Origin of the sequence: Pseudomonas sp. (genome assembly GCF_030698175.1) — a bacterium.
In the GTDB taxonomy this organism is placed as follows: Bacteria; Pseudomonadota; Gammaproteobacteria; order Pseudomonadales; family Pseudomonadaceae; genus Aquipseudomonas.
The window spans coordinates 97,885-116,255 of the sequence record NZ_JAUYNT010000020.1 but is presented as its reverse complement, the minus strand read 5'-3'; the positions used below and the strand labels follow the sequence as shown (position 1 = coordinate 116,255).

17 protein-coding genes and 1 pseudogene are annotated in these 18,371 nt (G+C 59.7%); 8 read left to right on the top strand and 10 right to left on the bottom strand.

Translation table 11 applies throughout. From position 1 onward, the window contains the following. Window positions 1-112: 112 nt before the first annotated feature. Window positions 113-1,009 carry a DMT family transporter gene (locus Q8R10_RS10435; RefSeq protein ID WP_305653501.1) on the bottom strand — a complete coding sequence of 299 codons (897 nt, stop codon included), beginning with the start codon at window positions 1,007-1,009 and terminating at the stop codon, window positions 113-115. Window positions 1,010-1,157: 148 nt separating this feature from the next. Between Q8R10_RS10435 and Q8R10_RS10430 the strand changes: the two genes are divergently transcribed. Both Q8R10_RS10430 and Q8R10_RS10425 read left to right on the top strand, forming a co-directional pair. After that, entirely contained in the window at window positions 1,158-2,036 is an 879-nt protein-coding gene (locus Q8R10_RS10430; RefSeq protein ID WP_305653499.1) for an AraC family transcriptional regulator, read from the top strand. A gap of 291 nt (window positions 2,037-2,327) precedes the next feature. Continuing rightward, on the top strand, window positions 2,328-5,015 hold the full coding sequence (locus Q8R10_RS10425) for a DEAD/DEAH box helicase (RefSeq protein WP_305653497.1): 2,688 nt from the start codon (window positions 2,328-2,330) through the stop codon (window positions 5,013-5,015). Window positions 5,016-5,237: 222 nt separating this feature from the next. On the opposite strand, the gene Q8R10_RS10420 is transcribed toward Q8R10_RS10425, so the two are convergent. Then, window positions 5,238-6,257 carry a sterol desaturase family protein gene (locus Q8R10_RS10420; RefSeq protein WP_305653495.1) on the bottom strand — a complete coding sequence of 340 codons (1,020 nt, stop codon included), beginning with the start codon at window positions 6,255-6,257 and terminating at the stop codon, window positions 5,238-5,240. A gap of 597 nt (window positions 6,258-6,854) precedes the next feature. On the opposite strand from Q8R10_RS10420, the gene Q8R10_RS10415 reads away from it, so the two are divergent. Together Q8R10_RS10415 and Q8R10_RS10410 are read left to right on the top strand one after the other, a co-directional pair. Continuing rightward, a complete protein-coding gene (locus Q8R10_RS10415; protein WP_305653494.1) occupies window positions 6,855-8,096 on the top strand; it encodes a nitrate/nitrite transporter in 1,242 nt (413 codons plus the stop codon). Window positions 8,097-8,150: 54 nt separating this feature from the next. Continuing rightward, window positions 8,151-8,375, top strand: a pseudogene (locus Q8R10_RS10410) (helicase); the annotation flags it as partial. 177 nt (window positions 8,376-8,552) lie between these two features. Here the strand turns inward: Q8R10_RS10410 and Q8R10_RS20845 are convergent. The 4 genes from Q8R10_RS20845 to Q8R10_RS10395 form a co-directional block, all read right to left on the bottom strand. Then, window positions 8,553-8,771 (bottom strand): 3D domain-containing protein, encoded by a 219-nt coding sequence (locus Q8R10_RS20845; RefSeq protein WP_371133316.1) that lies wholly within the window; start codon window positions 8,769-8,771, stop codon window positions 8,553-8,555. Window positions 8,772-8,990: 219 nt separating this feature from the next. Further along, complete coding sequence (locus tag Q8R10_RS10405) at window positions 8,991-10,388, bottom strand: hypothetical protein (protein ID WP_305653493.1); 1,398 nt, start codon at window positions 10,386-10,388, stop codon at window positions 8,991-8,993. Window positions 10,389-10,692: 304 nt separating this feature from the next. Then, the gene (locus tag Q8R10_RS10400) at window positions 10,693-10,974 is read right to left on the bottom strand and encodes a type II toxin-antitoxin system RelE/ParE family toxin (RefSeq protein ID WP_305653491.1); all 282 of its coding nucleotides are present in this window, start codon (window positions 10,972-10,974) and stop codon (window positions 10,693-10,695) included. Then, window positions 10,967-11,185 carry a hypothetical protein gene (locus Q8R10_RS10395; RefSeq protein ID WP_305653489.1) on the bottom strand — a complete coding sequence of 73 codons (219 nt, stop codon included), beginning with the start codon at window positions 11,183-11,185 and terminating at the stop codon, window positions 10,967-10,969. The genes Q8R10_RS10400 and Q8R10_RS10395 overlap by 8 nt, the downstream gene beginning before the upstream one ends. A gap of 353 nt (window positions 11,186-11,538) precedes the next feature. On the opposite strand from Q8R10_RS10395, the gene Q8R10_RS10390 reads away from it, so the two are divergent. The 4 genes from Q8R10_RS10390 (at window position 11,539) to Q8R10_RS10375 (ending at window position 14,961) form a co-directional block, all read left to right on the top strand. Next, window positions 11,539-12,507 (top strand): DUF523 and DUF1722 domain-containing protein, encoded by a 969-nt coding sequence (locus Q8R10_RS10390; RefSeq protein WP_305653487.1) that lies wholly within the window; start codon window positions 11,539-11,541, stop codon window positions 12,505-12,507. Window positions 12,508-12,535: 28 nt separating this feature from the next. Further along, entirely contained in the window at window positions 12,536-13,984 is a 1,449-nt protein-coding gene (gene phrB / locus Q8R10_RS10385) for a deoxyribodipyrimidine photo-lyase (protein ID WP_305653485.1), read from the top strand. Between the two features lie 82 nt (window positions 13,985-14,066). Continuing rightward, window positions 14,067-14,387, top strand: coding sequence for a YkgJ family cysteine cluster protein (locus Q8R10_RS10380; protein ID WP_305653483.1), 321 nt, complete (start codon window positions 14,067-14,069; stop codon window positions 14,385-14,387). Window positions 14,388-14,397: 10 nt separating this feature from the next. Then, on the top strand, window positions 14,398-14,961 hold the full coding sequence (locus tag Q8R10_RS10375) for a hypothetical protein (RefSeq protein ID WP_305653481.1): 564 nt from the start codon (window positions 14,398-14,400) through the stop codon (window positions 14,959-14,961). A gap of 350 nt (window positions 14,962-15,311) precedes the next feature. Here Q8R10_RS10375 and Q8R10_RS10370 read toward each other — a convergent pair whose 3' ends face one another. The 4 genes from Q8R10_RS10370 to prmC form a co-directional block, all read right to left on the bottom strand. Next, on the bottom strand, window positions 15,312-15,827 hold the full coding sequence (locus Q8R10_RS10370; RefSeq protein WP_305653479.1) for an acyloxyacyl hydrolase: 516 nt from the start codon (window positions 15,825-15,827) through the stop codon (window positions 15,312-15,314). Between the two features lie 99 nt (window positions 15,828-15,926). Beyond that, window positions 15,927-16,748 carry a glutamate racemase gene (gene murI, locus Q8R10_RS10365; protein WP_305653477.1) on the bottom strand — a complete coding sequence of 274 codons (822 nt, stop codon included), beginning with the start codon at window positions 16,746-16,748 and terminating at the stop codon, window positions 15,927-15,929. After that, window positions 16,738-17,505, bottom strand: a complete 768-nt coding sequence (locus tag Q8R10_RS10360; protein WP_305653475.1) for a molybdopterin-synthase adenylyltransferase MoeB — start codon at window positions 17,503-17,505, stop codon at window positions 16,738-16,740. Before Q8R10_RS10360 ends, murI begins: the two co-directional genes overlap by 11 nt. Continuing rightward, the gene (prmC, locus tag Q8R10_RS10355) at window positions 17,502-18,332 is read right to left on the bottom strand and encodes a peptide chain release factor N(5)-glutamine methyltransferase (protein ID WP_305653635.1); all 831 of its coding nucleotides are present in this window, start codon (window positions 18,330-18,332) and stop codon (window positions 17,502-17,504) included. Before prmC ends, Q8R10_RS10360 begins: the two co-directional genes overlap by 4 nt. Between the last annotated feature and the right edge of the window lie 39 nt (window positions 18,333-18,371).

The window sequence follows — 18,371 nt, the reverse complement described above, 5'->3', positions numbered from 1 at the left end:
ATTTATCCGCGATTGGCCGGTGCAGAGAACACACGTGTCAAGGCTAACCCTTTCTCGAGAGGTTACGTCCTTTGCAACATGTGCCGGATACAGAGCCACCTTGAACCCAGCATCACCGAGCGTAGTAGGCCTTGGACAGATTCTTGGGCTGACGAAACACCAGCAGATTCCCCAGCATCACCAGCACCAGGCCGCCCAGCGCCAGCGGCGTCCATTGGTAGCCTTCCAGCACTGCCGAGATATTCAGCGCCACCAGCGGGAACAGCACGGTGCAATAGGCGGCGCGCTCCTGGCCGAGGCGGCCGACCAGGGTCAGGTAGGCGGTAAAACCGATCACCGAACCGGGAATGGCCAGATACAACAGCGAGCCGACGTAGCGCTGGTTCCACTCAAAGTTCAGCGGCGTGCCACTGACCAGGCAATAACCACCCAGCAGCAACGCGCCATAGAACATGCCCCAGGCATTGGTGCTCAGCGGGCGAAAGCCGGCCTGTTGCTGCAGGCTGGAGAGCAGATTGCCAGCGGCAAAACACAGGGTGCCGAGCAGCGCCAGGGCCAAGCCCAACCAGGTCTCAGGGCTGGCGCTGTGGCCCGCCAGCTCCGGCCAAAATAACAAGGCCAGCCCCAATAGCCCCAAGCCGCCACCGGCCAGTACATTGGCGGCCAACTGACGGCGAAACACCAGGCGCGCACTCAGGGCATTCCACAGGGTGGCGGTGGAAAACACCACGGCGATCAGGCCGCTGGGAATCCACTGGCTGGCCGTGTAGAAACACAGAAAATTCAGGCTGAACAGGCACAAGCCCTGGGCCATGCACAGCAGTTGCGCGCGGCGGTCGAGGCGCTGCAAACGCCGGCTCAGCAGCAACACGGCAAACAGCACCAGTGCCGCCAAGGCAAAGCGATAGGTGATGGACGCGGCCAGGGCTACCTCGCCAATTTGCAGCTTGATGGCGATCCAGGTGGTACCCCAAATCAGTACGGTCAGCACATACAACGACAGGTTCATGCTCAGGCTCCCTAACACAGAGCAGCAGTCTGGCCCGACCGCTTGCCGGGCACTTGCATAAACTTGCGCTTATTTTGCGCCCAGGGCTGGCATCAACAGGTGCGCGGCGTAGCATTAGCGCTTAGCACCACGTCACCGAAGAACCCGCATGTCCGAGCTTGCCGACTACCAAGTGTTCCAAACCCTCAGCCGTTCGCGCGCCCAGCTCGAGCGCAGCGCGGCCATGGGCGATGGAATTGCTGCGGCCATCTGGTCCAACGCCCATGACGCCACCGGCTACAGCACCCCCGGCCATCACACCATCGGCTGCTATTTGGGCGGCGGTTTGGGCACTTTCAGGCGTGATCAACCAGGCCTCAAAGGCGCCCCCGACAAGCTCTGCATCCTGCCCGCCGAACACCAGTCGGCTTGGGTGGTGAACGGTGAGCTGCGCTTTATGCACCTGTATTTTGACGTCGAGCAGTTCGCCCTCAGCGCGCTGCGCTTGCTCGACAAAGAACCCCGCGAGTTACAGCTGCGCGAGCGGACCTTTATCGACGAGCCGCTGCAAAGCGCGCGGTTTCGCGCCCTCACCCAGCTGGACTGGCGCGAGCCGGCCGAACGCCTGCTGTGTTCCAGCCTGGCCAACGCCATACTCGACCACAGCTTACTCAGCCACAGCGGCCGACGCTTTGACCTGCAGGTGAAAGGCGGCCTGGCGGCGCACCAGCGCAAGGGCCTGATCGACTACATCGAGCAGCACCTCGACCAGCCGCTGAGCATCGATCAGCTGGCGCAATCGGTGGCCTTGTCGCCCTATCACTTCGCCCGCATGTTCAGCTTAAGTTTCGGGGTGGCGCCGCACCGCTATGTACTCAGCCGCCGCCTGCAGCGCGGCGCCCAACTGCTGCGGCACAGCCGTCTGGCGGTTGGCGAGATCGCCCTGGCCTGCGGTTTTGCCAGCGCCAGCCACTTCAGCAACCGCTTTCGCGCCAGCTTTCAGGCCACCCCTGGGCAGTATCGCTTGGCATTAGTCGGGCATGCGTAGGGCAATGGGTTAGGCGCGAACCACGACCTGCCAACAACGCAAAACCCGACCGCGCCGTAACCCACCATGGCGCTCGACCGGCAAACCGCATGGTGGGTTACGCGGCGTCCGGCTTGCGCGGTGATGCAAGCAACCACCGCCCGCGCCGCTAACCCACCCTACGAAAAACCGCCGGCAACACATCACCGGGAAATAGCCTAATTCAAAGGCTGCTGTGGCAATATTGACGGCTTTGCAGCCAGCCAGCAGTGTCATGAGCACATTCGCGCACGCCCCCATGAGGCAGCCCTGATGGCCCTGGATATTCTCCAGCTGCGCCAGGCGGACTGGTGCGCGACCATCGGCAGTGGCGATTGGCAGCGCGGTTTGAGCTATGCCAAACAAGCTCGCAGCCGCTTGCTGAGCCTCGACAACTGCACCCTCTCGGCTTGCTGCGATGGCTCGGCCGGGCGGGTCTATCGCCAGCATATTCAGCTGCATGCGCAAACCGACAGCTGGCGCGTCGATGGTCGGTGCAGCTGCCCGGTCAGGTTCAACTGCAAGCATGTGGTCGCCGCCCTGCTGACCCTTGAGGCGCAGCAACAGGCCGGCCTGCCGCCGCCCCGCTCGACCCTCAACAGCGCCCTGGCCGCCAACCCCGGCAGCACCACCGCCAACAGCGGGCCGACCATTACCGAACAACGCCTGGAAGGCCTGCAACCGCAGCCGCTGCTGATTCTCGGCAGCCAGGTGCGCATGCACTTCGACGGGCGCAAGGGCCGCATGCACGAGCAAACCCTGCACCGCGCCGCCCTGGCCTTCGACTATCAAGGTGTGCGCACTTTCGGCAAACCGGCCAAAGACCTGCTGCTGCGGCAAGGCCCGAGCAGCAACCTGCGAATCATCCGCGATGGCCCAAGCGAAAACCGCTTGCGCAAGCGCTTGGAACAGACCGGCCTGCAGATCGCCCTGCGCCAGAGCGAGGCCTTACCCGCCGATGTCGGTGAGCACTTTGAGCTGGGCAGCGACGCCGCCTGGCTGCGCTTTGTCGAGCAGCAATTGCCGCAACTGCGCAGCGAGGGCTGGCAGGTCGAGATGCAGCCCGAGTTCCAGTTCAACCTGCTGACCATTGACGACTGGTACGCCGAGGTCGAGGAAGCACCGAGCCTGGACTGGTTCGACCTGGAGCTGGGCATCGAGGTCGAAGGCCAGCGCATCAGCCTGCTGCCGATACTCTTGCAGGCGATCCGCCATACACCCTGGCTGCTCAATGGCAGCGCCCTGGCCCAGCGTCAGGATGAAGAACTGCTGCTGGTCAAACTGCCCCACCGCCAGCAACGGGTGGCGCTGCCACTGGCCCGCTTGAAACCGTTGCTGGCCAACCTCGGCGAGCTGTTTCTGGAGCACGCCAGCGTGCCCGGCGAAGACCACAAACACCTGCGCCTGGCCCGCGCCGACGCCGCCCGCTTGCATGACCTGGCCCAGGGCCCGGCACTCAGCTGGCAAGGCGGCGAACGCCTGCGCGGTTTTGCCCAGCGCCTGCAACAGCTGCCCAGCCATGACCAGCAAGCTCCCGAGGGCTTGCTCGCCCAGCTGCGCCCCTACCAGTTGCAAGGCCTGGCCTGGATGCAAAGCCTGCGCGAATTGCAGGTCGGTGGCGTGCTGGCCGACGACATGGGCCTGGGCAAAACCTTGCAAACCCTGGCCCATATCCTCGCCGAGAAAAACGCCGGGCGCCTGACCCAGCCGGCGCTGATCATCATGCCGACCAGCCTGATCCCCAACTGGCAGGACGAAGCCGCCCGCTTCACCCCGCAGCTCAAAGTCTTGGCCCTGTACGGCAGCAAACGCCGGACGCTGTTTGCGCGCATGGCCGAGCACGACATCATCCTCAGCACTTACGCGCTGCTGCCCCGCGACCTGCCACTGCTGGCCCCGCAAGCCTTTAGCCTGCTGGTGTTGGATGAGGCGCAAAACATCAAAAACCCGCGCAGCAAGGCGGCGCTTGCCGCCGGCCAACTGCAGGCTGGGCAACGCCTGTGCCTGAGCGGCACGCCACTGGAGAATCACCTGGGCGAACTCTGGTCGCTGTTTAACCTGTTGATGCCCGGCTGGTTGGGCGACAGTAAAAGCTTCAGCCGTAACTACCGCACACCGATCGAGAAACTCGGCAATGAACAACGGCTGGTGCATTTGCAGGGGCGGATCAAACCCTTCCTGCTGCGCCGCACCAAGGAGCAAGTCGCCCCAGAGTTACCGCCAAAAACCGAGATCACCCACTGGGTCGAACTGACCCCGGCGCAGCGCGATCGCTATGAAACCCTGCGCCTAGCGATGGACCAAAAAGTGCGCGCCGAAATCGCCCGCCAAGGCCTGGCCCGCAGCCAGATCGTGATACTCGAAGCGCTGTTACGGCTGCGCCAATGTTGCTGCGACTTGCGCCTACTGGGTGATGACGCCGCCAGCTTTGGCAGCCACGACTCTGGCAAGCTCAACGCCCTGCTGGAAATGCTCGACGAGCTGGTCGCCGAAGGCCGCAAAGTGCTGCTGTTTTCACAGTTCACCTCGATGCTCAGTTTGATTGAAGACGAACTCAAGGCCCGACAAATCAGTTATCTAAAACTCACCGGCAGCACCACCGACCGCCGCACCCCAGTGGCGCAGTTTCAGGCAGGCGCCGCCTCGGTATTCTTGATCAGCCTGAAAGCCGGCGGCTCCGGGTTAAACCTCACCGCCGCCGACACCGTGATCCACTTCGACCCCTGGTGGAACCCCGCCACCGAAGCCCAAGCCAGCGACCGCGCCTATCGCATCGGCCAGGACAAACCGGTGTTCGTCTACAAACTCATCGCCCGCGGCAGCCTGGAAGAGAAAATCCAGCAACTGCAACAGAGCAAAGCCCGCCTCGCCAGCGGCCTGCTCGACAGCGGCGGACTCGGCCAACTGCAACTCGGCGAAGATGAACTGCGCGCGCTGTTTGCCCCGCTGGGTGCGGAGTAAAGGCTATGCAGCCGTTATGTGCTGCAGACAGCTTTTCGTAGGTTGGGTTAGCGGCAGCTGGTGTGATAAGCAGCGCAACGGTTTAAGCCGCCGCGTAACCCAACACAGGGCTTATGCCGCGCTAACTCAGCAAAGGCTCTGAAACCGCTCGGTGGGTTACGCGGCGCACCGACTGCGAGCGGAGGTTTTGAGCCTGCGTGGCGCCACCCAGCCTACACAGCCCTAATTAACCCTGGCCTGCGCCCTATTGTTCTGCCGGCGTCGCGCCAGATAGAGCTTGCGGGCGATGCGCACAAAAGGCGTGACGATCAGGCTATAGAGCGTCAGATAACGCTCCTGATCGCGCTCCCCAGTGCCGAAGCGCAGCGGTTCCGGTGTCGCGCTGGTGACGTAGAGCGTGCCGAACATCCAGTCCCACAATGACAGGTTGGTGGCGAAGTTTTTGTTGAAGTGTCGGTGCGCGTCACTGTGGTGGATCTGGTGCTGGGCCGGGCTGTTCAGCACATGCTCGATGACCGCGCCAAACGACAGCCAGACATGGCTGTGGCGCAGGTTCGCCGCCAGCGCGTTGAAGATAAACACCAGATAGGTCACGCCAAACAGCGTGTAAGCACCGATCTGCCCGCCACAGGCGTACCAGAAGGTCCCGGCGTAGGCACCGACGCAGATGCTGGCCGCCAGCTTGTCGGCCATATGCTCGACAAAATGAATGCGGCTGGCGGTCGCCGGCACCAGCACAGGCGCCGAGTGATGAACCTTGTGGAACTCCCACAGCCAACGGCAATGAAAGGCTCGGTGGATCCAGTAATGGCTAAAGTCACGCACCAGAAACAGCCCCAGCCCGTACAGCAGAGCGAGCCAGAGGCTCTCATCCAGCTGCGGACGTGCGCCCCACAGCTCGGTGAACAAGGCGATGTAATCGGCGGACTTGAAGATATAGGGGGCCAGCAAACCGGCCAGGGGCAACACCAGAGCAACCTTGAGGATGGCTCGCACGAAGTAGTAGCGGTAATCCAGCAGCGCAGAGGGATGGAAATTGACCCGGCTGCCACCGATAAACTGCCAGAACGAGCAGGCATCGGTCAGCCCGCGCTGCTTACGCAAGCGAAATAGGCCATAGGCGACGGTGCACGACACGCCGAGAAACAACACACCGAAACGGCCGTTAAAATCGAAAGTACCAGCAAATTGGTGGGCGACCGGCTCGATAAGGAGGGCATAGATAAACGAGAAAACACCCACGGTCGACCTCCGTCAAAGGGCCGGGATTATATTTAAAATGAGAATCGTTAGCACTATTTATACGTACTGTTCGGCTGATGCTGGGCGCATCGGGGGAAGAACCCGCCACCCAAGCCCAGGCCAGCGACCGCGCCTAGCGCATCGGCCAGGGCCAACCGCTGCTCGTCCAGGCTATCTCGCGAAAGGGCAGCAACCCCACGGCAGACAGCCATTAGCACCGACAAAACCAGGGGCGGCTCACTGCCCCACCCTGAAGAGTGAATTGGCGCAGCCCATGTCGTATTCAGGCATGTAGGGGATGTTTTTATTGATGGGCTAGGTTTGTCGGTCCGTATAGTTAGCGCGCAGCTGAGCTTATGCACGCCAGGTTTGCGCCGTGGTTAAACGCAGCGCCAGCGCGATTGATCAATCCCACGGGGATAGCCATTAACGGCTGCAGGCGGTGTTTTTAAGTTGAGCCGATACGCGGATTTTATCGCAAAAGATCAACCGTTCGACGCGTAGCTTGATCCGCGCAGTGCCAGCCGAATCGAGGCCGTGCTGGGTCTCCATCCTGGCCAGAGGCGGCGAATTTCAACCTTCAATAGAGTGCCTGCCATGCGCTTGAACGCTGCTGTTGTAGTGTTGTTAACCAGTCTTGTCGCGGCGACTTACGGCTTCGGGATTTACCTCTTCGCTCAGCTCGTACCCGATATGCAGGCCTCCCTTGGCTTCAGCTTTGCTTATGTGGGCGCCATCACCGCTGCGGGGCAACTGGGCTTTCTGCTATGCGCGCTCCTGGCGGCCTGGCTGACCCCGAAGGTGGGCGGCGGCTGGGTGATATTGGCTTCGGGAATTGTCTGCGCAATAGCACTGCTGCTCATGCCACTGTCGAACAATATCCTCGTGATAGGGGCGTTATTGACCGTGCTGGCAGGCACCGCCGCGACTGTCTTTGTGCCTATGGTCGAGGTCATATCGAGGGTGGTCGCGTACCGCTACCGTGGGATGGCGATGGGGCTCGTATCGAGTGGGACAAGCTATGGGGTGTTCATCAACAGCCTGCTGGTTCCCATCTACGCGCCCCAGGGGGAGTGGCGGACCGTATGGTGGCTGGTGGGGATTATCGCGCTAGGTATAGCCGTCGTAGTCTTGTGGGTATTCAAGCGTGGCGGCTTGCTCAGCAAGGCGCCGTCTGCAGCCGCAGAGCCCACGACAGTCGAGGGCTGCACAGCGCAGTTGCAACCAGCAAACCTGAAGACTGAGCTGATGAAACCCTGGGTGTTCATGGTCTGGTCCATGAACTTCTTGATCGGCTTCGCAACCTTCCCGTTTCAAAACTACCTCTCAGCCTACCTGCGTATCGAACTCGGTTTGGGGGTGGCTTACACCGCGCAAATCTGGGCGACCATCGGCTTCGTGGGAATGTTCGCCGGGCTCGCTGTCGGCTGGCTGTCGGACCGGATCGGGCTGCGCCCCGCGATGCTGCTGGTGTATGCCTGTGTGGCGCTAGCCGCCCTGATCCTCGTGGTGCAGCCATCGGGATATTGGCCGGTGATAGCCGCCGTGCTGTTCTCTAGCGCCTTCTATCCCATCTTCGGGCTGATTCCTGCGTACGTTTCCAAGCTGGCATCCTCAACCGCCACGGCCGTGGCCATCTTTGGCATTGCCAACGTGATGCAAGGCACCGGCGGAATGCTCGGCAACTACGGCGCAGGACTCTTGGCCAGCCAGAGCGCAAGCTTCTCCGGCATTTATGCCGCCATTGGCATGGTAGCTATGGTCCTGATTGCGCTGACCATCAAGCTACCTAGAGAAGCTGCGGGAGCTGCACCTGCTGCGTTATCAGCGAGCTGCTAGTTGAGGTAATGGGGGGACTCATAAGGCACTCCAGACTCACCCCATTAACTCGCCGCCACCGAAGCCCAAACCAGCGACCGCGCCTACCGCATCGGCCAGGACAAACCGGTGTTCGTCTAAAAACTCATCGCCCATGGCAGCCTGGAAGAGAAAACCCAGCAACTGCAACACAGCAAAGCCCGCCTCGCCAGCGGCCTGCTCGACAGCGGCGGACTCGGCCAACTACAACTCGGCGAAGATGAACTGCGGGCGCTGCTTGCCCCGCTGGGCGCGGAATAAAGACGGATTGGTGTTAACGCTGGCGGGCGGGGTGATGGCGGAGGGTGAAAAACCGCGAAGCATTTCCTACCGGTTGTTATTTGGCCTATTTCACTGAAGGGCAGCTACCGACCCATAGCTGCCGGTCACGAAAGGCCGGAACCGGCCAAAAGCTAACTTTACCTAGAGAGGCCGGCCTTAATGCTGAGCAGATGGTCTGTGTTTGTTAAGCAAGAATTCCACGACGTTAGGATCTGATACCACGCGGGCTTCAAATTCATTTTTTCCTCCATCTCCACGAATAATTCCTGGTAGGCAATTCTTAGATTTGGTTTCGCAAAACACATCTATGTGACTCCCCTTTATGGCTCCGCCTGTATCGCCAGAAAAGAAGTAGTCATCATGTTTTATTTCCACTCCAGATGGGAGCGCAACAACTTAACAGCTGTCGATGGTGGCTCCAGATCAAAATCGTCTTACTCGTTACTAGCCATTGCGCCCGAACTAATGGGGGAAATAAATAATGCCTAAATAAATACGCGCACAGTAGCCTCCTTGTATGTAGTCAGCCCCACAAGAACTAGCAACCTGAGCCTGCGCTTTTAAAATCACAGGCCCAGCACATCCGTCACTAATTTACATGTTCGCGAGTCGAGTCTTTTGTAATTCAGAATTCAAACATCGACTCACACCATCCCTCTCATCGTAGAGACTATCTTGATCTTTTGAAATAGTTATGCTTTCAATTCTTGAGCCTTCATCCCCTGTCAACTCGCCAGGTTTATAAAGTCGATCAACAGCAACATAAACATAATAAGGCTTTGAATTTATAACCTGAACAAAAGCAGCCTCGTTGTACGTCATGAATGTATGACAAAGCGGCATTGACGAACTCAGTGCAATGTATTCAGACACAGTAGACACGCCAAGCTCACGACTCTTATCAGTAAACTTCGTATTAGCCATGAGAACCTTATCTGCACGCCCGTTAAAAAGACTTCTCAGGAAGAAGGTGTCGTACTCACTTAACTGATCAACGACCTCGTCGGCTAAAATTTTAAATGTCAACTGCTTGGTAGGAGATGGTATGGGCTGTTCTAAGCAGCCCTCAACCATCCCTAAAGTTAAATACTTCCTGTGATTTGTTAAGAGATACGATTCAAGAAGCCTCTGTAAGTCATGCTGGTTAAGGTTCTCTCCATATGTGTCACCCAGAAGCTCACACTCTCTTGAAATCGTAGGCAAGCTACCCGCCTTGTAAGCCCCACCTTCAGAAGCTCTCCGCTCGCCAAGCACCTTATTAGGGGTCTTGCCCCCACTAATAGTCTTGCCCATTATGAGGCTATATCCTAAGCCATCTAGGACAGAATCTTTTGTGAGACTCTGAAAGGAAAGTAATGTCCAAGGAGCTTTATCACCAATCGTCCCTTTCAGGATTGCCTTGCTTTCGTGATTTTGAACACCTGGGATATCAAAATCGACTACATAATCAAGGCCTGACCTAGCTGCTTGCTCGTATGCATTAACTAAGAACGGCAGCACAGCATCCGTGACAGGTGCGCTGAGAAGATTTGCTTCGCTCCCGAGGATTGTCTTTGCAACGCTGATTAAGTTATTAACCCCATCAATTTTTTCTTCTGACACATAAATAAGGCTTAGTTGATGAGCCGGCTTAGCTGCTCCAGCCAGCAATTGGCCGTTTAAACTTTTTTCACGAAACTCATGAAGTGTGCACTTACTGGTTTTGTCGTCATAGCTCATATTTAGAACTGGAATTTTATCCAAAGTGACTAAAAGTGAAGCTTTCTTGTTTTGACCAATCAAGCTGCGCGCTACCGAGTTCTTAAAACTATCCACGCAGAATGCTTGCATGGCATATGTGTTTATGGCTATTACCTGATACTTGTCTTCCCCTGCCGGCACCGGGGCCGAAAGATCAAAACTTATATTGATCGGCTCCTTCCCCCAAGCAAACGCGGGCTGGGTTATTATGAGAAGCATCAGGCTAAAACAGACTGGTAAATATTTTTTCATACCACCTCCTTGGTTATGCCTTTCATGGCAAATAGCCATAAGGCTATAGACCATTCCTTTCCTTCATGCAAATTCGGCATCAAGAGCAGCCCTGCGCATAGAACGGCGTGCGATAAGGAAATATCGAATTAGCTATTTCAGGCTCAGGCCTGGCTCTATCGTCAAAGCATTGAATCGCCCCTAGTTTCATAAGCACCGGATGGCCGCTTTTGGCCGACAACCGCCCATCATCTCAGTCGCTTGAGCCGGTCAATGACCATACCGAACAGACTAACCGGTGGAAAACGCTTCGCGGTTTTCCACCCTACGGTCCGTTTTTCAGATCGCGATAGAAGTTTTCATGGCTGCCGGGCTTCAACAGGTACAGGGTCACGGCCTCGCCGTCGTACTCGCAGCCCAGCAGTGCGAGTTGTTTATTCAGCTTGAATTTGTACACACGCACACCGGCCAAATCAGCCACCTTGGCCTCGCCCAGCAAGGGGTCAGCCATGCTGGCCTTGACCGCCTCGTACAGCTCTAACTTCTGCTGCTTGGGCAGTTTTTTCACCACGCAGGCAAATTCGTTGGCCTGAATACCCTTACCCAAAGCTGTACTCGCTGGCGTCGCCCACCTTCACTTGGGCGCGGGCCTGCAATAAGCCAAGGATAAAGTCATAGGGCAAATCCGGGTTTTGTTCGGCAATCCGCCCCAGCGTGGCCCAGTGTTCAATCTGTTTCGGAGTGGCGCGATGCGTGGCCTGCGCATAAATATGCGCAATTTCAACCAGCGCACTGTCCAGTTTGATGGCGGTCCTCATAAGGCACTCCAGACTCATCCACGAGGTTTCACCATGCCGCCTTGGCAACCTTTCATCAAGGTTAAAGCAGGCGCACGGGCAGATCACCCGCCAAGCATCCAGCGGTGATTGGCGCAGTTGTCTGATACTGCGCCAATTCATGGCGCAGTTGTGGCGCGGTTTAATCAACTGCGCCACAACAGCGCCACCCTTGCTCACAACGGCGCCAGCACTGCCCAGCAACACCGCTACCAACCTCAACAAACCATACAATACTTATACAAATAAGTTGTTAACGTACAATTTTATGCCTACTATCCGCTCAAGGTCGCAGCGGATATCCCTTCGCTCGCCATCCCGTGCAGAGGTGCGCCATGACTGTTTCCAGCTCAGCAACCGAACCGCTCAAACTCGGCATCAGTGCCTGCCTGCTGGGCGCGCAGGTGCGTTTTAACGGTGGGCATAAGCAGTCGCAGCTGTGCAGTCGGGTGTTGAGTGAGCACTTTCAGTTTGTGCCGGTGTGTCCGGAAGTCGGCATTGGCTTGAGCACGCCCCGTGCGCCGATTCGTTTGGTTGGCGAGCCGCAAGCGCCACGGGCTATCGGCACGGTTAAGCGCGAGATGGATGTCACCGACGCTCTGGCCGCTTATGGCGAGCGTATGGCCACTGAATTGCAGGGCATCTGCGGCTACATTTTTATGCAGCAATCACCCTCTTGTGGGCTTGAGCGGGTCAAGGTTTACCAGGCCAACGGCATGCCCACCACGGGCGGCGGACGCGGGATTTTTGCCCAGGCCTTTTGCGCCCGCCATCCGGATTTGCCCGTGGAAGAAGACGGCCGCCTCAACGATGCCGTGCTGCGCGAGAATTTTCTCACCCGCGTGTATGCCTATGCGCGCTGGCAGCAATTGCTACACAGCGGCCTGACCCGGCAGAGCATTCTGGATTTTCACTCGCGCTATAAATACCAGCTGATGGCCACCGACCCGGTGCAGTACCAGGCCCTCGGGCAGCTGCTGGGCAATTTAAGCCAGTACGACTTGGCCGAGTTGGCGCCGCGCTATTTCAGCCAGCTGATGCAAGCGCTGAAAAAATGCGCCACCCGGCGCACCCACAGCAATGTGCTGCAGCACCTGTGTGGCTACCTGAAAAAAGCCCTGAGCGGTGCCGACAAACAAGAAGTCAGCCAACTGATTGAGCAATACCGCAACGGCATAGTGCCGCTGGTGGTGCCACTGACCCTGCTCAAGCATCACTTGCGTCATCACCCGGATGCCTACATTGCCCGCCAGGTTTACCTGCAGCCGCATCCGGAAAACCTCAGTTTGCGTAACGCCCTGTGAGCGCGCGGCACCTGGCAAGGGAACCTGTATGCGCCAACTGATCTGGTTTCGCAGCGATCTGCGCGTGCGCGACAACAGCGCCCTGAGCGCGGCCATGGCCGCCGGCCCGACGCTGGCGGTGTACCTGCTCAGCCCCGGGCAATGGCTGGAACACAACGACGCGCCGGCCAAGGTCGACTTCTGGCTGCGCAACCTGCGGGAGCTGCAAGGCGAACTGGCCAAGCTGAATGTGCCGCTGCTGATTCGTCAGGTCGATGACTGGCGCGAGGCGCCCGAGGCACTGCTGCAACTCTGTCGCCAGCATGAAATTGGCCAGGTGCAAATCAACGATGAATACGGAGAGCACGAAAGCCGTCGCGACGCCGCCTGCGCGCGCCTGCTGGAGCCACAGGGCATCGCCTTTACCCGGCATCTGGATCAGCTGCTGTTCCAGCCCGGCAGCCTGCTGACACAGTCGGGCAGCTACTTTCAGGTGTTCAGCCAGTTTCGCAAAGTCTGCTACCGGCGCCTGCAAATCGCCCTGCCCCGCTGCTGGCCGCTGCCTGTGGCGCAAGTGTCGCTGCCTATTTCGAGTGATCCCATACCCAATCAAGTGGCGGGATTTGCGAACCCAAGCACCAGCCTGCAGCATCTCTGGCCCGCCGGCGAGGTCGAGGCCGCGCGGCGGCTGACGGCCTTTGCCGACGAACAAATGCAGCGCTACGAACAACAACGCGACTTGCCCGCCGTCCCCGGCACCAGCCAATTATCGGCTTACCTCGCGGCCGGAGTGTTGTCGCCGCGCCAGTGCCTGCACGCGGCGCTGGCGAGCAATCAGGGTGAGTTCGATAGCGGCAACCCAGGCGTCGTGTGCTGGATCAACGAACTGCTCTGGCGCGAGTTCTATAAGCACATTCTGGTCGGCTACCCACGGGTGTCCATGGGCCGCGCCTTTCGCCAAGGCACCGAAGCCCTGCCCTGGCGCGATGCGCCCGCCGAACTGGCGGCCTGGCAACAGGGCCGCAGCGGCATCCCGATTATCGACGCGGCCATGCGCCAACTCTTAGCCACCGGCTGGATGCACAACCGTTTGCGGATGATAGTGGCGATGTTCTTAACCAAGAATCTGCTGATCGACTGGCGCGAGGGCGAGCGCTTTTTTATGCGCCATTTGATCGACGGCGACCTGGCCGCCAACAACGGTGGCTGGCAATGGAGTGCATCGACCGGCACCGATTCGGCGCCGTACTTTCGGATTTTCAACCCCATCAGCCAGTCGGCAAAATTCGACCCCCATGGGCGCTTTATCCGTCACTGGCTGCCGGAGCTGGCCGGGCTGAACAACAAAGACATCCACAATCCGACGGCCTCACGTCATGCAGCTGGCGATTTGTTCGGCAGCATCGATTATCCACCGCCCATGGTTGATCTGAGCCAGAGCCGCCTGCGCGCCCTGGCGGCGTTCAAGGGTTTGCCAAGGTCTGCAACAGCAGACTGACGCACTTCGGCCGTAACGTCCGGCCGGCCAGCGCTGGTCGGCAGAGCAACACCAAAGCGTTCGGCTGGCTTAAACTGCGCCGATGAAAAATGACCCCGAGCTTATTCCCCTCGCCAGCGTCGAGCCGCAACCCGCGGTCACCTGCTCCAACTGTGCGGCCTGCTGCTGCCAGCTGGAAGTGATACTACTGAGCGACACCGGCGTGCCCAAGCGCTATATCGATATCGACGAATGGGGCGGCGAAGTCATGCTGCGCCTCGACGACGGCTGGTGCGTAGCCCTGGACCGCGACAGCATGCTCTGCACCATCTACGAAAACCGCCCCTGGGTGTGTCGCGAGTTCGAGATGGCCTCCCCCGAGTGCCTGGAAGAACGCCAAGGGCTGGCGACTATTTATCGCTGAGTGACCTCGTATGACCTTGCAACGCCTGATTTACGCCCTAGCGCTGATTGCCGTGCTGTGGCTCGGCCGCGCCATATTGCAGGGCCCCGCGCCGCTGCCGCTGACCAGCACCGACGGCAGCCTGCAACTGGCCGACTACCGCATCACCCCGCTTGAGGCATTTAGCCTGGAGGCGCGGGTGCTAGGCCGCGAGGATTATCACTTCGACCGTGGCGCCGCGATTTCGCCAACCGACTTGGCCCTAGGCTGGGGGCCAATGGCAGAACCACAGGTGCTGGATAAAATCCGCATCAGCCAAAGCAACCGCTGGTATCGCTGGCAGGTCGATGAGTTCCCGATCCCGCGCCGCGAGATCGAAACCCACAGCGCCAATATGCATATGATCCCGGCCAACTCGCTGGTGGCGGACACCCTGGCGCGGGTAACCAGTGGCCAGCGCATTCAGCTCAGCGGCCAGTTGGTGCGCGTCGATGGCAAAGATGGTTATAGCTGGAGCAGCTCCCTGAGCCGCGACGACACCGGCGCCGGGGCCTGCGAATTGATCTGGGTCGAGCAGTTAAGACTGCTGGATTGAGTCGCATCGGTTAAATCGCAGCAGGTAGGATGGGTTGAGCGTAGCGATACCCATGCAGGCGTTTTTAGATGCTTCGGTGTTACTGATGGGTTACGCCGCTGCGCGGCTAACCCATCCTACGAGTTTTCTTCGCGGGAGCCTTTGTTACAAAAAACCGCTCCTACAACAAGCCCTGCACCTGCACTGACTCTATAGACGCCCCCTGTAGGAGCGGATTTATCCGCGATTGGCCAGTGCAGGCAGTACAACAATCAGGGCTATAAAGGCTACGCCCCTGCAACAGCTAACAGCTATACAGACAACAAAAAGCCGGGAACGAAACCCGGCTTTTTGCTGTTGCGACTACGACCTCAAAAGGCCATGGCGTAGTGCAGGTTGTAGCTTTCGACGCCGTCATTGGGGCTGCTCAGGCCGGCATTGGAATAGTGAATGGCGCGCAGGCCGATCTCCTGGCCGTTGAAGCGCAGGCCAACGCCCAGGCGGTCTTCAAACTGAAAGGAAGAGCCGAGGTCTTGGTCTTCCAGTTCGGTGTCCGAGAACAGCGCCACGCCAATCCCGGCTTCGACATAGGGCTTGACCGTCTCGCCGGCGAACTCATAAACGAATACCGGGGTCAGCGACAGGCTGTGGTTGCTGGCGGTTTTATCGCCCTGCCAATAGGTGTAGGCCGTGTCCCAATAACCGGTCAGGCGACCGCTGCTGCTTTCGGTGAAGTTACGGCCAAAATCGCACTGCAGTCCCAGGCGATAGGTCATGGTCGAATCATTGGTGGAACCCACCGAGAACGCCACATCAGCCGCTTGCGCGCCTGTAGTCACGCCCAACGAAAAGCCCGCAATTGCGAGCAAGGTGAAGACTTTGTGCATGGCAACGTCCTTTTTTGGTTTTTTAGATTCAACGATTGGCAGATGCCTGAAGTATAGAAATGTATTCGCCATGCGAAAGCCGTCTCTGCAAATCTCGACTCAGTCATTCAGCGGCTTAACCACTGTTGCCGGCCCCCAGAGCAGCGGCAATACCTGCTCCAGTTGCTGGCAGTTGGCACTCGACCAAAACTGCGTGGGTCGCGCCGGGCCTGGCGCGAGCAACTGCTGCTCGGCCAAGACCCGCTGTAACTGCCGCGCCACGGCGGCGCCGGTGTCGATCAGACTGACCGACGCCGGCAGCAGTTGCCGCAGCAGTGGCTTGATAAAAGGGTAATGGGTGCAGCCGAGAATCAGCGTGTCGCAGCCCTCGGCCAGCAGTGGCTGGACAAAACCCCAGAGCAGCGCGCGGGTGGCCTCAGCGTCCAGCTCACCGGCTTCGATCTGCTCGACCAAGCCCGGACAGGGCTGGGTGATAACCCGCACATCACTGGCGAAGCGATCAAGCAAGGCGGCGAACTTGGCGCTTTTCAGCGTGCCGGTGGTGGCCAGCACGCCGACCACGCCGCTCTGGGTGGCGGCGGCGGCGGGTTTGACCGCAGGCTCCATGCCGATGAGCGGCAGTTGCGGGTAGCGTCCGCGCAGTTCGCTGATGGCCGCCGCGGTGGCGGTATTACAGGCCAGCACCAAGGCCTTTGCGCCCTGCCCGAGCAGGAATTCGGCAATCCGCTGGCTGCGCTCACGGATAAATTCCGGACTTTTCTCGCCGTAGGGCACATGACCGCTGTCGGCCACATAGAGCAAGGACTCCTGGGGCAACAGGGCGCGAATTTCCCCCAGCACCGACAGACCGCCGACACCCGAATCGAAAACACCGATTGGCGCTTCGCGGCTCAGCTTTGCAATCGGCCCATCACTGGCCATCAGTCACGCCACAAACGCTGCAAGCCGGATCACGCTTGACCTTAAGCTCGCGAAAACGACTGCCGAAACCGTCGATCAGCAGCAAACGGCCCACCAGCGGCTCGCCAAACTCAGCCAGCAACTTCAGCGCTTCCAAGGCTTGCAGGCTGCCGACCAAACCCACCAAGGGGCCAAGTACGCCGGCTTCGCTGCAGGTCAGCTCGGCCTCGCTGCCATGGCCGTACAGGCAGTGGTAGCAGGGGCTATCCGCCCGGCGCGGGTCGAACACCGCGAGCTGGCCTTCCAGGCGAATCGCCGCGCCGCTGACCAGGGGTTTAACTGCCGCCACGCAGGCGGCATTAACCGCCTCGCGGGTACTGAAGTTGTCCGAGCAGTCGAGCACCAGATCGACGCCAGCCACGGCAGCATCCAGCGAGTCGGCGTCCAGACCGGCGGGATATAGCTTGAGGCCGATGGCCGGATTGATCGCCCGCAAACGCGCGGCCGCCGACTCGACCTTGAGCTTGCCGATGCTCTGGCTGTCGTGGGCGATTTGCCGTTGCAGGTTGGTCAGATCGACCTTATCGAAATCCGCCAGATGCAGCTCACCCACGCCGGCGGCGGCCAGATACAGGGCCACCGGCGAGCCGAGACCACCGAGACCGACGATTAGCACGCGGCTGTTTTTCAGCTTGAGCTGGCCGGCGATATCCACCTGAGCCAGCAGAATCTGCCGGCTGTAACGCAGCAGTTCTTCATCGTTGAGTTGCAGACTCATAGTGACCACTGCCCGAGGGAAATTCGTTGATGACCGCCCAGATCGAGACGGCTTTCCACTGCCATAAAACCTTGGGTGCTGAGTAATTCGCGCACCGCCTCGGCTTGCTCGAAACCGTGCTCCAGCAGCAGCCAGCCCCCGGCATTCAGGTGCTGCGGGGCGTGCTGGATGATCAGGCGAATATCGTCCAGCCCATCGACGCCGGCCACCAGCGCGCTGCTCGGCTCGAAACGCAGGTCGCCCTGACTCAGGTGCGGATCGCCGGCGGCGATATAGGGCGGGTTACTGACAATCAGCTGAAAGCGCTGGCCGGCCAAGGCCGCAAACCAGTGGCTGGCCAGAAAGCGGGCATTGCCCAGTTGCAGGCGCGCACGATTGACTTCGGCCAGCGCCACCGCCTCAACCACCCGGTCAACGCCGGTGACTTGCCAGGCCGGGCGCTCGCAGGCCAGCGCCAGGGCGATGGCACCGGTGCCGGTGCCCAGATCGAGCACGGCGACGGGGTTGGCCGGCAACAAAGCCAGCGCCGTCTCCACCAGTAACTCGGTGTCGGGGCGCGGAATCAATGTGTGGCTGGCGACGTCCAAGTCCAGGCTCCAAAAGCCCTGACGGCCGAGGATATAGGCGATAGGCTCGCCATTACGGCGCCGCGCGAGATGGGCGGCAAAGACGGCGGCGCAATCCGCCGCCACCTCACGCTCGGGCCAGGTGCGCAGGTAGCTGCGGGGCTTGCCCAGCGCCGCGGCCAATAGCAGCTCGGCGTCCAGCTGGGCGCTGGGCGAGTCGGCCAGTTCGGCGTGTTGCAGCAGCTCGGCGATGCTGGCCATCTTAGTTACCCACGGCGGCGAATCGACCAGCTCGGCGTG

What these genes read in the sequence shown, in the direction of transcription:
- Q8R10_RS10405 (WP_305653493.1), bottom strand. Translation starts at nt 10,388, where the DNA reads ATGAAAAAATATTTACCAGTCTGTTTTAGCCTGATGCTTCTCATAATA.
- murI (WP_305653477.1), bottom strand. Translation starts at nt 16,748, where the DNA reads ATGGCCAGTGATGGGCCGATTGCAAAGCTGAGCCGCGAAGCGCCAATC.
- Q8R10_RS10380 (WP_305653483.1), top strand. Translation starts at nt 14,067, where the DNA reads ATGAAAAATGACCCCGAGCTTATTCCCCTCGCCAGCGTCGAGCCGCAA.
- Q8R10_RS10395 (WP_305653489.1), bottom strand. Translation starts at nt 11,185, where the DNA reads ATGAGGACCGCCATCAAACTGGACAGTGCGCTGGTTGAAATTGCGCAT.
- Q8R10_RS10390 (WP_305653487.1), top strand. Translation starts at nt 11,539, where the DNA reads ATGACTGTTTCCAGCTCAGCAACCGAACCGCTCAAACTCGGCATCAGT.
- Q8R10_RS10370 (WP_305653479.1), bottom strand. Translation starts at nt 15,827, where the DNA reads ATGCACAAAGTCTTCACCTTGCTCGCAATTGCGGGCTTTTCGTTGGGC.
- Q8R10_RS10425 (WP_305653497.1), top strand. Translation starts at nt 2,328, where the DNA reads ATGGCCCTGGATATTCTCCAGCTGCGCCAGGCGGACTGGTGCGCGACC.
- Q8R10_RS10415 (WP_305653494.1), top strand. Translation starts at nt 6,855, where the DNA reads ATGCGCTTGAACGCTGCTGTTGTAGTGTTGTTAACCAGTCTTGTCGCG.
- phrB (WP_305653485.1), top strand. Translation starts at nt 12,536, where the DNA reads ATGCGCCAACTGATCTGGTTTCGCAGCGATCTGCGCGTGCGCGACAAC.
- Q8R10_RS10375 (WP_305653481.1), top strand. Translation starts at nt 14,398, where the DNA reads ATGACCTTGCAACGCCTGATTTACGCCCTAGCGCTGATTGCCGTGCTG.
- Q8R10_RS10435 (WP_305653501.1), bottom strand. Translation starts at nt 1,009, where the DNA reads ATGAACCTGTCGTTGTATGTGCTGACCGTACTGATTTGGGGTACCACC.
- Q8R10_RS10360 (WP_305653475.1), bottom strand. Translation starts at nt 17,505, where the DNA reads ATGAGTCTGCAACTCAACGATGAAGAACTGCTGCGTTACAGCCGGCAG.
- Q8R10_RS10430 (WP_305653499.1), top strand. Translation starts at nt 1,158, where the DNA reads ATGTCCGAGCTTGCCGACTACCAAGTGTTCCAAACCCTCAGCCGTTCG.
- prmC (WP_305653635.1), bottom strand. Translation starts at nt 18,332, where the DNA reads ATGGCCAGCATCGCCGAGCTGCTGCAACACGCCGAACTGGCCGACTCG.